Raw genomic sequence first — 12,345 nt, forward strand, 5'->3', positions numbered from 1 at the left:
GGCCCGGCCGCAGGGGACATCGTCGTCACCCGCTCGGACAGACGCCGAATTGCCGGGCTCCGTTCCACCTGCCGGGCACATTGGGACACTGTAGAGGGGGCCGGCCGAACGGTGGAGTGGATGGATCGGGCAAAAGCAGGCGAGGTCACCGCCGGAGACAACGGCGGAGTGAGGTCAGTCACAAGCGGGACCGCTCAGCGGTCCGGTCACGCCAACGGGCGTACTCCGGGAGGCACTTCGGGCAAGGACGGCGAGCCCTCGGGGCCTCCGCGGCGGCCCGGGGGCAGCGGTGCGCGGCTCGGCGGACCTGGCGGCATGGGCACCTTCACCGCCGCGGACGAGGAGAAGCGCCGGGGCGTACGCCGGATGAAGACCATCGCCACCGGCGCGCTGGTACTCATGGCGACGGTCTTCGTGCTGGCCAAGTGGGCGCAGCACGAGGGTGCGGGCGGTTGGACCGGTTTCGTGGCCGCCGCCGCGGAGGCCGGGATGGTGGGCGCCCTGGCGGACTGGTTCGCAGTGACGGCGCTCTTCCGCCGGCCGCTCGGTCTGCCCATCCCGCACACCGCGATCATCCCCACCAAGAAGGACCAACTCGGTCAGAGCCTGGGCGACTTCGTCGGTGAGAACTTCCTCTCCGCCGACGTCGTCCGTACGCGGCTGCGCAGCGTGGGCATCGGCAGCCGGCTGGGAGCCTGGCTCGCCGAGCCGGAGCACGCGGACCGGGTCACGGCCGAACTGGCCACCGCCCTGCGCGGCGCGCTGGCGGTGCTGCGGGACTCGGACGTGCAGGCGGTGGTGGGCGAAGCCATCACGCGGCGGGCCGACGCCCAGGAGATCGCACCCGGCCTCGGCTCGATGCTGGAGCGGGTCGTCGTGGACGGCGGCCACAGGCGGCTGGTGGATCTGGTGTGCGCGCGGGCCGCCGACTGGCTGGAGGCGCACAGCGACTCCGTGATGGACGCCGTCACCGGCGGCGCGCCGGGCTGGACGCCGCGCTTCGTGGACCGGCGGGTCGGCGACCGCGTCTACCGCGAACTGCTGCGGTTCGTCACGGAGATGCGGGACATGCCCGAGCACCCGGCCCGCGGCGCCGTCGACCGCTTCCTCACCGACTTCGCCTCGGACCTGCAGTCGGACGCGGAGACACGTGCGCGGGTCGAACGCCTCAAGAGCGAGGTCCTCGGCCGTACGGAGGTGCAGGATCTGATCGCCTCCGCCTGGAACGCGGTGCGCACGATGGTCGTCGCGGCGGCCGAGGACGAGGGCAGTGAACTGCGCGTGCGGGCGCGGGCGTCGCTGCTCTCGCTGGGGATGCGGATGGCGGGCGACGACCGTCTGCAGGGCAAGGTCGACGGCTGGATCGAGGACGCGGCGGTGTACGTGGTGACGACCTACCGGGACGAGATCACCTCGCTGATCACCGAAACGATCGCGAGCTGGGACGCGGAGCACACGTCGAAGAAGATCGAGGCGCACATCGGCCGCGATCTGCAGTTCATCCGGCTGAACGGCACCGTGGTGGGCGCCCTGGCCGGACTGGCGATCTACACCGCGGTGACGCTGATCTCCGGCTGAGGAGCCGGGCGGGGGAAGCCGCCCGGCAGGCGGGTGCCCCGCCGCGGGTGCGCCGGCGCCGCGGGCGGCCCCGGCCTCCGAACCTGCGGCGGCGCGGCGGGGGTTCGGCGGCAGGGTGCGTCAGTTCTGCGTGCAGACCTTGGACAGCTCGTCCGCGGCCCGGCCCACGGGACGTATGTCCGGGTCACGCCCCTCGTCGAGTGCCTTGGCGGCGTCCCCGACGGCGGCGTCCATCTCGTCGACGGCCTTGCCGACGTCGGCGTCACCCGTGCTCTCGTCTATCTTCCCCAGGTTCTTCTCGATGCGGTCCAGCGACTCCTGGGCCTGCTGAGGGTCCTCCGAGGCACCGGCCAGCGCCTGTTCGAGGTCTTCGGCCGACTCGGCGACGGTGACCGCGGTGTTGGCACAGCTGACGGCCTTGTCCACCGCACTGCATCCGGTCAGGGCCAGGGCCGCGAGGGCGGTGGTGCCGAGCGTGGCGAGCACGGGGGAACGTCGCACTGGGGGCCTCTCTCCTTGTCAGTGGACGGGCCGCGCGATATGACTCGCGCGGCCCGTACTGACTATGACGCGTAAAGCACGCGCAAAGTTTCCCGTTCCGGCGGGAATTCTCACCGCCTCTGCGCACCGGGTGCGGCGGCGGTCCCCAACCGCCGCCCGGACGGGGCCGGTTGCACCTGTCCGGCCGAAAAGACGCCTCAGCTGCCGATCGCCTGCCGCTGCGTGCCGTCCAGCTGGGCACAGCCCTTGACCGCGAGATCGAGCAGCCCGTCGAGTTCGGAACGGGCGAACGGCTCGCCCTCCGCGGTGCCCTGGACCTCGACGAAGCGCCCGTCGCCGGTGCAGACCACGTTCATGTCCGTCTCGGCCCGCACGTCCTCCTCGTAGCAAAGGTCCAGCAGCGGCACGCCGTCGACGATGCCGACGCTGACGGCGGCGACCGTTCCGGTCAGCGGCTGCGCCTTGCTCTTGATCAGCTTGTTCCGCTGCGCCCAGCCGACGGCGTCGGCCAGCGCCACGTAGGCGCCGGTGATGGCGGCGGTACGGGTGCCGCCGTCGGCCTGGAGGACGTCGCAGTCGAGGACGACGGTGTTCTCACCGAGCGCCTTGGCGTCCACGACGGCGCGCAGGGAGCGGCCGATCAGGCGGGAGATCTCGTGCGTACGTCCGCCGATCTTGCCCCGCACGGACTCGCGGTCGCCGCGGGTGTTGGTGGAGCGGGGAAGCATCGCGTACTCGGAGGTGACCCATCCTTCGCCGCTGCCTTTCCGCCAGCGGGGGACGCCTTCGGTGACGCTGGCGGTGCACAGGACCCGGGTGTCGCCGAAAGCGATCAGCACCGATCCCTCGGCGTGCTTGCTCCAGCCGCGATCGATGGTGACGGGACGCAACTGGTCGGCCGTTCGGCCGTCGATACGAGTCATGGTGCGAGCCTAGTCCGTACGGCGCATTGCCCCGGTCAGCCGGGGTGAACTGCCGCGGCACAAGGGTCACATCATGTCTTCGATCTCTCCCGCGAGAGGGTCGGCGTCGGTGCCGATGACGACCTGTATGGCCGATCCCATCCTTACGACTCCGTGCGCGCCGGCGGCCCGGAGGGCGGCGTCGTCCACGAGCGAGGGGTCGGCGACCTCGGTGCGCAGGCGTGTGATGCAGCCCTCGATCTCGGAGATGTTGTCGAGACCGCCGAGCCCGGCGACGATCTTTTCAGCCTTGGTGCTCATGTCGCTCTCCTGATCTCCCGCGCTCCGGCCCACGCCCCCGGTGGAGGTCTACACCAGTATGGGGGAATTGTCCCGAGCCGCCTCCCGGGCCACGGGTGCCGTGAGGCTCCCCCTCGACAGGGGTACACATGCGGGCCCGGCAGGCGGAACGGCCTCCGGTTTCCGCCCCGTCCCAGCCGTGCTACAAGAGGTCTAAACCATTAGGGGTCAGCTCCGCACGTCCGACCTCCCGCAGACCACTGGAGGAAGCTGATGACCACGGCAAGCGAAGCCCGGAACAAGGGCCGTGGCTCTGGCGCGATGGCCGTCGCCCAGCGCATCGGCCGCAGCCTCATGCTGCCGATCGCCACCCTGCCCGCCGCCGCGCTGATGGTCCGGCTGGGCCAGCCGGACATGCTCGGCCGCCCCGACTTCCCGGCCTCCGTCAAGCGCGTCGCGGAGTTCCTCGCCGCAGGCGGCGGAGCTTTGATCGACAACATGCCGCTGCTGTTCGCCGTCGGCATCGCCGTGGGCTTCGCCCGCAAGTCGGACGGGTCGACCGCTCTCGCGGCCGTCGTCGGCTACCTCGTCTTCAAGAACGTGCTGGAGACCTTCACCGACGGGAACCTCCCCAAGGTCGAGGAGGTCGTGGACGGCGAGGTGGGCACGGCCGCCCCACCCGTGGACGCCGGAGTCCTGGGCGGCGTGGTGATGGGGCTCGTGGTCGCCCTCCTCTACCAGCGGTACTACCGCAAGAAGCTGCCGGACTGGCTCGGCTTCTTCGGCGGGCGACGGCTGGTGCCGATCCTCTCGGCCTTCGCCGGCCTGTTCATCGGCGTGATCTTCGGCTACATCTGGCCCGTACTGGGCACGGGCCTGCACGGGTTCGGCACGTGGCTGGTGGGCTCGGGCGCGGCGGGTGCCGGTGTCTACGGCGTCGCCAACAGGGCGCTGATCCCCATCGGCATGCACCACCTGCTCAACTCCTTCCCGTGGTTCCAGGCCGGCTCCTACAAGGGCCAGCACGGCGACATCGCGCGCTTCCTGGCCGGTGACCCCAGCGCGGGCCAGTTCATGACCGGCTTCTTCCCGATCATGATGTTCGCGCTGCCCGCCGCCTGTCTCGCGATGTACCACTGCGCCCGCCCGGAGCGGCGCAAGCTCGTCGGCGGGCTGATGATCTCCCTCGCGCTCACCGCCTTCATCACCGGAGTGACCGAGCCGATCGAGTTCAGCTTCATGTTCATCGCGCCGGTGCTCTACGCGATCCACGCGGTGCTGACCGGCATCTCCATGGCGCTGGTCTGGGCGCTGGGCATGAAGGGCGGCTTCGGCTTCTCCGCCGGCGCCATCGACTTCCTGCTGAACCTCGGAATCGCCACGAACCCGTGGGGGCTGGTCGTGGTGGGCCTGATCTTCGCCGTTGTCTACTACGTGGTCTTCCGCTTCGCGATCATCAAGTTCGACCTGCCCACACCGGGCCGCGAGGCACCGGACCCGGAGGGTGAGGAGCGAACGGCCGGCAGGGACTCCCTGGCAGACACGGTCAAGGTCACCACCGCCACCGAGACGGTCGCCGACAAGACCATGGACAAGGAGGAGCACCGGGCCGCCGGCGAAGCAGGAGAGTCCGGCGGCGGAGCCTCCGGGGACCGCGGCAGGCGGAAGTACGGGGACCGGGGTGACGGCCGGGACGGCGGGGACGGCGGGGACGAGGACGGCGGCAAGGAGGAGACCCCGGCGAGGATCTGAGCAGGAGACGCCCACCCAGGCCGGCAGAACACCGCTCGCGCCCGCCGCACGCACCTCCGCGGCGGGCGCGGCACACGCGTCCCGCGTGCGGCCCGCGTGCGTCTACAGCTCGTACACGGCTCCCGGCCTGGCCAGCTCCACGGGGCCCTCGAAGGCGTCCTTCGCGTCCCGCAGGTTGACCTTGGCGTCCGTCCAGGGCGGTACGTGCGTGAGGACGAGCTGTCCCACTCCCGCCTCCTGTGCGCACTCCCCCGCCTCACGTCCGGTCAGATGCAGGTCGGGGATGGCTTCCTTGCCGTGCGTGAACGAGGCCTCGCACAGGAAGAGGTCCGCGTGCCGGGAGAGGGCGGCCAGCTCGGGACACGGCCCGGTGTCACCCGAGTAGACGAGCGTGTGGCCGGTGACTTTGTGCACGACGCGGAAGGCGTAGGCCTCCACCGGATGGGCCACCGCCGCCGTGCGGATCTCGAACGGGCCCAGTTCGAAGGAGGTGTCCCCCACGAGGGTGTGGAAGTCGAAGACCTCGCTCATCGCGGAGTCGGAGGGCGTGTCACCGTAGGCGAGGTCGAGCCTCCGCTCGGTGCCCTGCGGCCCGAACACGGGGATGGGTTCGCAACGTCCCCCCTCGTGGCGGTAGTAGCGCGCCACGAAGTAGCCGCACATGTCGATGCAGTGGTCGGCATGCAGATGGCTGAGTACGACGGCGTCGAGGTCGTAGAGCCCGATGTGCCGCTGCAGTTCGCCGAGCGCGCCGTTGCCCATGTCGAGGAGCAGCCGGTATCCGTCGGCCTCCACCAGATAGCTCGAACAGGCGGACTCCGCGGAGGGGAAGGACCCGGAGCAGCCGACGACGGTGAGCTTCATGAAGCGGAGACCTCCGTGGGCGGCTGTGGGGTTTTCCGAGCGTAAGCCGCCCGGTGCCGCGCCGGGCCTCAGGAGCGTGCTGGTGTGGGCGGAATCACCAGCGCGGGGTACGGTCGTCAATCTGTGCGGTGTGGGCGGCCGAGGTCCGGGAGGCGAAGCTGACGTGGACACCGGTTGGTGGCTCGCTCTGGGAGCCGTCGTCGCTCTGGCACTGGTGACCGCCCTGGTCGACGGCGGTGCGCGGCTCGGGCGGCGCCGGCGTCGCGGCGGCGTGCCGCTGCCCCACCGCGGGCCGCGTCCGGGCGAGATCTGGTGGACGAGGACGCCGCTGCTGGTGCTCGTGCTGGCGGTGCGGCTGGAGGACGCCCGTGTGGCGCGGGTCGGCGCCGTACGCCCCGGCGACCCCGGCCTGCAGGGGGCCACCGCGAAACTCCCGCTGCCGCCTGGCACCGTCGCGGACGCGCCGGGCCGGGTGAGCACTCTGCTCACGGACTCGGTCACCCGGGTGCCGCTGGCGCAGTTCGAGCACCGCGCCGGCGAACTCGACCCGGACACCTGGGAACGGGTGCGTCACCTGTGCGGGGACGGCGGGCAGGAGTGAACCGGGCGGCTCAGGCGGCTCAGGCCCAGAGCTGCCCCTGCAGGGCCTCGACCGCGGCGTCCGTGGAGGCGGCCGTGTAGATCCCCGTGGAGAGGTACTTCCACCCGGCGTCGGCGACGACGAAGACGATGTCGGCGCTCTCGCCCGCCCGTTGGGCCCTGCGTCCGACGCCGAGTGCCGCGTGCAGTGCCGCGCCGGAGGAGACGCCGGCGAAGATGCCTTCCTCGGCGAGGAGTTCACGCGTACGGGTCACCGCGTCCTCGGAGCCGACGGAGAAGCGGCCGGTGAGCACCGACTCGTCGTAGAGCTCGGGCACGAAGCCCTCGTCGAGGTTGCGCAGGCCGTAGACGAGGTCGTCGTAGCGCGGTTCGGCGGCGACGATCTGTACGTCCGGGCGCTGTTCGCGAAGGTAGCGGCCCGCGCCCATGAGGGTGCCGGTGGTGCCCAGGCCCGCCACGAAGTGGGTGACGGAGGGCAGGTCGGCGAGGATCTCCGGGCCGGTGGTGGAGTAATGGGCGGCGGCGTTGCCGGGGTTGCCGTACTGGTAGAGCATCACCCACTCCGGGTTCTGCTCGGCGGTCTCCTTCGCCACGCGTACGGCCGTGTTCGAACCGCCCGCCGCCGGCGAGGAGATGATCTCCGCTCCCCACATGGCCAGCAGCTGGCGCCGCTCCTCGCTGGTGTTCTCCGGCATCACGCACACCATGCGGTAGCCCTTGAGCTTGGCCGCCATGGCGAGCGAGATGCCGGTGTTGCCGGAGGTGGGCTCCAGGATGGTGCAGCCGGGCGTCAACCGGCCTTCCTTCTCCGCCTGTTCGATCATGTGCAGGGCGGGACGGTCCTTGATGGAGCCGGTCGGGTTCCGGTCCTCCAGCTTGGCCCAGACGCGCACCTCGTCCGAGGGCGACAGGCGCGGAAGCCGCACCAGGGGGGTGTCGCCGACGGCGGCCAGCGGGGAGTCGTAGCGCATCAGCGCGTTCCCGCCCGGCGGCCGGCCGGCGCTCCGCCCGCGACCGCGGGAAGGATGGTCACGCTGTCGCCGTCGCTCACCTTGGTGGTGATGCCGTCGAGGAAGCGGATGTCCTCGTCGTTGAGGTAGACGTTCACGAAGCGGCGCAGTTCTCCGCCGTCGACCAGACGGTCCTGGATGCCCGCGTGGCGGCTCTCCAGGTTGTCGAAGAGCTCCTTGATGTCGCCGCCTTCGCCCTGGACGGACTTCTCACCGTCGGTGTAGGTGCGGAGGATGGTCGGGATGCGGACCTCGATGGCCATGGATGCGCTCCTGTGGATGCGGGGCGGGCAGGACTGTGCGGTGTGCGGGGTGCGTCTGTGAGCGCTTGCGCGCGGGCGCGGGCCTCACCCTGCGGGGGCCGGGAACGGCCGGGTCAGACGGAGGTCGCGTGCGCGCGGCGCCGCGTCCGCCGCCCCAGTGCGCTGGCGAGGCGGCACAGATCGACGTGCAGGCGCCCGACGAGCATCGTGCCCGGGGTCTTCGAAGATGCGCTCACGTCGTGGACAACCATGGGCTCATCGTAACGATTCCCGGCCCCGGAACCCGATGCGGGTTTCATGATGTGGACACATCCGTCTCAAATAGCAAGTTGCCCTGCTCTGTCCTGCGGTTTCCGCCTTCTCAGTCCTCCGCCACGACCCGGACCTCCTCCTCGGTGACTTCGCCGTCCACGATGCGGAACGACCGGAAGGAGAACGGGCCTTCGTCGTTGCCGCACTCGGCGGTCGAGACCAGGACATAGTGGGCGCCCGGCTCGTTCGCGTAGCTGATGTCGGTGCGCGACGGGTATGCCTCGGTGGCGGTGTGCGAGTGGTAGATGACCACCGGCTCCTCGTCCCGGTCGTCCATCTCGCGGTAGAGGCGCAGCAGATCGGCCGAGTCGAACTCGTAGAAGGTGGGCGAGCGCGCCGCGTTCAGCATGGGGATGAAACGCTCGGGGCGCCCTCCCCCCGCCGGCCCCGCGACGACGCCGCACGCCTCGTCCGGGTGGTCCTTGCGGGCATGGGCGACGATCTTGTCGTGCAGCTCCTGGGTGATGGTCAGCATGTCCGGAAGGATATGCAACGGCACGGGCCGCCCGCCGGGGGTGGGACCGCGGAGGGGCGGCCGCAGCGCGGGCACCCGCGTGGACGGGCGATGCCGGACGGTCTCCGGGTGGTCCGTCGGGCCCGCCCCGCCGGCCCCTCACCGGCCGTCTCAGGGGAGCAGCGTCTCGACCAGCGTCTCCTGCAGCCCGCCGAGCCAGAGGTAGGCCATCACCATCGGCTTGCGCGGGTCCTCGTCGGGCAGTGAGTACAGCTCGCTGCCGTCCTCGTCGGTCACCTCGAGGCGGGTGCCGATCACCAGGCGCAGATCGTTCAGCGCGCCGAGCCACTGCCGTGACTCCTCGGGCTTGAGCGTGAGCACCGCACCACCGGCGCTGCCGCCGCGCGGGCCGGGCGGATCGGGGGTGAGGGAGTCCAGAGTCCGCACGACCGCGAGTCCGTCCTCGCGCTTGCGTGTCCGCAGGTCGTTCTCGGTGAAGCGCCGGAACTCGGCCGAGGCACGGTGCTCCTCGGACCCTTCCTCCTCCGGCGCCCTGTCCGGGCCGCTGCCGTAGGCGTCCGGGAAGAGCCTGGCCAGCGCGGGGTCGGAGGGCGGTTCGCTCGGGCCGTCTGTGAGGAGGGCGTCCAGCGGATCGGCTCCTCCGGCGGGTTCCTCCCCGGGCCCGACGAGTTCCAGGAGCTGGACGGTGAGGCTGCGCAGGATCGAGATCTCGACCTCGTCCAGCGCGATGGCGGCGCCGCCGTCACCGGTCGCCTCGAAGTGGCCGGCCATCAGCGGTCCTGCTGGAGTGTGGCCCACAGTCCGTATCCGTGCATCGCCTGCACGTCACGCTCCATCTCTTCGCGGCTGCCGGTGGAGACGACCGCCCGGCCCTTGTGGTGGACGTCCATCATCAGCTTCTTCGCCTTCTCCTTGGGATAGCCGAAGTAGCTCCGGAAGACGTAGGTCACATAGCTCATGAGGTTGACCGGGTCGTTGTGCACGATCGTCGCCCAGGGAAGGTCCGGCTCGGGCACCTCGACGGGTTCCTCGGCCGACTCGGGGAGTTCGATCTCTGCGGGGGCGACACTCACGGGTCCCATGCTGCCACCCTCAGGTGCCGGGAGGCCAAACGGCCGCGACCCGATATCGTCACACTGACGAGATGTGCGGTACGCTCGGCGTTGTCCCGCCCCGCCACGGGGCCAGCCCAAGCGAGGAGTTCAAGTGACCATGGCCGACAGGGGACTGCCGGTGGCCGTGCCGTCGACGGCTCTCTTCACCGACCAGTACGAACTCACCATGCTCCAGGCCGCACTTCGCGGCGGGACCTCCCGACGGCGCTGCGTCTTCGAGGTGTTCGCCCGCCGGCTCCCCGAAGGCCGCCGCTACGGGGTCGTCGCCGGCACCGGCCGCGTACTGGACGCCGTGGAGAACTTCCGCTTCGACGAGCAGGTCCTCGCCTTCCTGCGGGAGCGCGGCATCGTCGACGAGGCGACCCTGGAGTGGCTCTCCGGCTACCGCTTCGGCGGTGACATCCACGGCTACCCCGAGGGCGAGGTCTACTTCCCCGGCTCCCCCGTGATGCGGGTGGAGGGCAGCTTCGCCGAGTGCGTGCTGCTGGAGACGGTGATCCTCTCGATCCTCAACCACGACTCCGCCGTCGCCGCCGCCGCCTCCCGGATGGCGGTCGCCGCGGGCGGCCGTCCCCTGGTGGAGATGGGGGCGCGGCGTACGCACGAACTGTCGGCCGTGGCGGCCTCCCGCGCCGCCTATCTCGGCGGTTTCTCCTCCACCTCCGACCTCGCCGCCGGCTTCCGCTACGACATCCCCACCGTCGGAACCAGCGCCCACTCCTTCACCCTGCTGCACGACAGCGAGCGCGACGCCTTCACCGCACAGGTCGACTCACTCGGCAGCGACACGACCCTGCTGGTGGACACCTACGACGTCACCGAGGCCGTACGCACCGCCGTCGAGATCGCCGGCCCGGACCTGGACGCCGTGCGCATCGACTCCGGCGACCTGCTGCTGCTCGCCCACCGCGTCCGCCAGCAGCTCGACGAACTCGGCGCCAGGCAGACGAAGATCGTGGTCACCAGCGACCTGGACGAGTACGCCATCGCCTCGCTGGCGGCGGCACCGGTCGACGCCTACGGCGTCGGCACCCAGCTGGTCACCGGCAGCGGCCACCCCACCTGCGCGATGGTCTACAAGCTCGTCGCCCGCGCCGACTCCGACGCACCCGGCGCACCACTGCGTCCCGTGGCGAAGAAGTCGATGGGCGGCAAGAGTTCGCCCGGCGGGGCGAAGTGGGCCGCGCGGCAGCTGGACAAGGACGGCATCGCGGCCACCGAGGTGGTCGGCACCGGGCCGGTGCCGCCCGAACTGGCGGACACCCGGCTCCAGACCGAGCTCGTACGCGGCGGCGAGGTCGTCGCACGCGAAGGGCTGGAGACCGTCCGCGCCCGGCACATCGAGGCACTGGCCGGACTGCCGATGTCGGCCATGCAGCTCTCCCGCGGAGAACCGGTGCTGCCGACCGAGTACAGATGACAGCTCAGTACGCGTGACAGGTGTGCGTGGGACCTCCCGCGGAGGCGGCCGAATCCCTAGGGTCGTGGCGACCGCCGCGCACACCGCGGCCGGCACGACCTCCGTACACACCGCCCTGACCCCCCGAAAGGCGCACCCATGCAGCGGGCACTGATCGTCGTAGACGTGCAGAACGATTTCTGTGAGGGCGGAAGCCTCGGGGTCAGGGGCGGTGCGGACGTGGCAGCCGCCATCACCGACCTGATCGGCGACGCCTCCACCGGCTACGACCACGTCGTGGCGACCCGCGACCACCACATCGAGCCGGGCGGGCACTTCTCCGACAACCCCGACTTCGAGCACTCCTGGCCGCCGCACTGCGTCGCCGGCACCGAGGGCATCGGGTTCCATCCGAACTTCGCCCCGGCCGTCGCCGCGGGCTCGGTCGATGCCGTCTTCAGCAAGGGCGCCTACACCGCGGCCTACAGCGGCTTCGAGGGCGCGGACGAGAACGGCACCCCGCTGGCGGACTGGCTGCGCGAGCGCGGCGTGGAGGAGGTCGACGTGGTCGGGGTGGCCACCGACCACTGCGTACGGGCGACCGCGCTCGACGCCTCCGCGGAGGGCTTCCGCACCCAGGTCCTGCTGAGTCTCACCGCGGGCGTCGCCCCGGGCACCACGCAGCACGCGCTGGAAGCGCTCCGCGACGCCGGCGTGACGCTCTCGGGCACGCCGGTGCTCCGGGACTGAGCTGAGCGGGCGGGCGGCCTTCAGCCGCCCGCCGTCAGCCGGTGCGCACCCGGCCCGAGGGGTGCAGCAGGGACTCGATCGGGTGCCAGGACTCGCGGTCGTCGCCGGGGGACGTGCGCCAGACCAGGCCGTCGGGGTGGTGCAGCACCGCGGTGATCTCGTCCGCTGTGGGCGGTTCCGCGTTGCCGCGCAGGTAGACGGCCCGCATGCCCAGGTTCCGCAGCCGGGTCAGGGCGCGGGCCCGGTTGAGCGAGTGCACCAGGACGCGGACGCGTGGTTCGTCGCCGTACCTGCGCGGCGTGCCGTGACGCACCGTGTGCGCCTCGTCCGCGTGTGCCGACCAGCGCGGCCGCGGCGGCAGCAGGCCGTCGTACGGGCCGCCCCTGCGGCCCTGTCGCACCGGGTCCGGCGCCGGGGCACGGCCGCCCGTGGCCGCGTCCTGCGGGCCGGTGCCCGTGGTCTCCCCCGTCTCCGGCCCGGCGTGCCTGTGCATGCGCCGGGCCGGCGCCGGCAAGGTCAGCGCG

15 protein-coding genes and 1 pseudogene are annotated in these 12,345 nt (G+C 71.4%); 5 read left to right on the forward strand and 11 right to left on the reverse strand.

Annotation, left to right across the window (positions count from 1 at the left end):
* The first annotated feature begins 120 nt into the window (after positions 1 to 120).
* A complete protein-coding gene (locus H343_RS0116090) occupies positions 121 to 1,578 on the forward strand; it encodes a DUF445 domain-containing protein (protein WP_051265328.1) in 1,458 nt (485 codons plus the stop codon).
* Positions 1,579 to 1,698: 120 nt separating this feature from the next.
* Here H343_RS0116090 and H343_RS0116095 read toward each other — a convergent pair whose 3' ends face one another.
* The 3 genes from H343_RS0116095 to H343_RS0116105 form a co-directional block, all read right to left on the reverse strand.
* Positions 1,699 to 2,079: a hypothetical protein gene (locus tag H343_RS0116095; RefSeq protein ID WP_037903889.1), complete on the reverse strand. Its 381-nt coding sequence runs from the start codon at positions 2,077 to 2,079 to the stop codon at positions 1,699 to 1,701.
* 197 nt (positions 2,080 to 2,276) lie between these two features.
* Complete coding sequence (gene rph, locus H343_RS0116100) at positions 2,277 to 3,002, reverse strand: ribonuclease PH (protein ID WP_028431994.1); 726 nt, start codon at positions 3,000 to 3,002, stop codon at positions 2,277 to 2,279.
* Positions 3,003 to 3,068: 66 nt separating this feature from the next.
* Positions 3,069 to 3,302, reverse strand: coding sequence for a PTS glucose/sucrose transporter subunit IIB (locus H343_RS0116105; protein ID WP_028431995.1), 234 nt, complete (start codon positions 3,300 to 3,302; stop codon positions 3,069 to 3,071).
* Positions 3,303 to 3,554: 252 nt separating this feature from the next.
* Here H343_RS0116105 and H343_RS30950 point away from each other — a divergent pair.
* Positions 3,555 to 4,802, forward strand: a pseudogene (locus H343_RS30950) (PTS transporter subunit EIIC); the annotation flags it as partial.
* Between the two features lie 333 nt (positions 4,803 to 5,135).
* Here the strand turns inward: H343_RS30950 and H343_RS0116115 are convergent.
* Complete coding sequence (locus H343_RS0116115; RefSeq protein ID WP_028431996.1) at positions 5,136 to 5,897, reverse strand: MBL fold metallo-hydrolase; 762 nt, start codon at positions 5,895 to 5,897, stop codon at positions 5,136 to 5,138.
* 163 nt (positions 5,898 to 6,060) lie between these two features.
* Here H343_RS0116115 and H343_RS0116120 point away from each other — a divergent pair, with 163 nt between their 5' ends.
* A complete protein-coding gene (locus tag H343_RS0116120) occupies positions 6,061 to 6,498 on the forward strand; it encodes a hypothetical protein (RefSeq protein WP_028431997.1) in 438 nt (145 codons plus the stop codon).
* A gap of 19 nt (positions 6,499 to 6,517) precedes the next feature.
* Here H343_RS0116120 and H343_RS0116125 read toward each other — a convergent pair whose 3' ends face one another.
* The 6 genes from H343_RS0116125 to clpS form a co-directional block, all read right to left on the reverse strand.
* Positions 6,518 to 7,468: a cysteine synthase gene (locus H343_RS0116125; protein ID WP_028431998.1), complete on the reverse strand. Its 951-nt coding sequence runs from the start codon at positions 7,466 to 7,468 to the stop codon at positions 6,518 to 6,520.
* Positions 7,468 to 7,770 (reverse strand): MoaD/ThiS family protein, encoded by a 303-nt coding sequence (locus H343_RS0116130; protein WP_028431999.1) that lies wholly within the window; start codon positions 7,768 to 7,770, stop codon positions 7,468 to 7,470. Before H343_RS0116130 ends, H343_RS0116125 begins: the two co-directional genes overlap by 1 nt.
* A 113-nt stretch (positions 7,771 to 7,883) precedes the next feature.
* On the reverse strand, positions 7,884 to 8,021 hold the full coding sequence (locus H343_RS34270) for a putative leader peptide (protein ID WP_486586918.1): 138 nt from the start codon (positions 8,019 to 8,021) through the stop codon (positions 7,884 to 7,886).
* 110 nt (positions 8,022 to 8,131) lie between these two features.
* Positions 8,132 to 8,557 carry a M67 family metallopeptidase gene (locus H343_RS0116140; protein WP_028432000.1) on the reverse strand — a complete coding sequence of 142 codons (426 nt, stop codon included), beginning with the start codon at positions 8,555 to 8,557 and terminating at the stop codon, positions 8,132 to 8,134.
* Positions 8,558 to 8,707: 150 nt separating this feature from the next.
* On the reverse strand, positions 8,708 to 9,328 hold the full coding sequence (locus H343_RS0116145; RefSeq protein ID WP_028432001.1) for a DUF2017 domain-containing protein: 621 nt from the start codon (positions 9,326 to 9,328) through the stop codon (positions 8,708 to 8,710).
* Entirely contained in the window at positions 9,328 to 9,639 is a 312-nt protein-coding gene (clpS, locus tag H343_RS0116150) for an ATP-dependent Clp protease adapter ClpS (RefSeq protein ID WP_028432002.1), read from the reverse strand. Before clpS ends, H343_RS0116145 begins: the two co-directional genes overlap by 1 nt.
* 124 nt (positions 9,640 to 9,763) lie before the next feature.
* On the opposite strand from clpS, the gene H343_RS0116155 reads away from it, so the two are divergent.
* Both H343_RS0116155 and H343_RS0116160 read left to right on the forward strand, forming a co-directional pair.
* On the forward strand, positions 9,764 to 11,092 hold the full coding sequence (locus H343_RS0116155) for a nicotinate phosphoribosyltransferase (protein ID WP_028432003.1): 1,329 nt from the start codon (positions 9,764 to 9,766) through the stop codon (positions 11,090 to 11,092).
* Between the two features lie 138 nt (positions 11,093 to 11,230).
* A complete protein-coding gene (locus H343_RS0116160) occupies positions 11,231 to 11,821 on the forward strand; it encodes an isochorismatase family protein (protein WP_028432004.1) in 591 nt (196 codons plus the stop codon).
* A 34-nt stretch (positions 11,822 to 11,855) separates the two neighbouring features.
* Here H343_RS0116160 and H343_RS35945 read toward each other — a convergent pair whose 3' ends face one another.
* Complete coding sequence (locus H343_RS35945) at positions 11,856 to 12,134, reverse strand: hypothetical protein (RefSeq protein WP_051265372.1); 279 nt, start codon at positions 12,132 to 12,134, stop codon at positions 11,856 to 11,858.
* Positions 12,135 to 12,345: the final 211 nt, after the last annotated feature.

It is taken from the genome of Streptomyces sp. TAA204 (genome assembly GCF_000424965.1).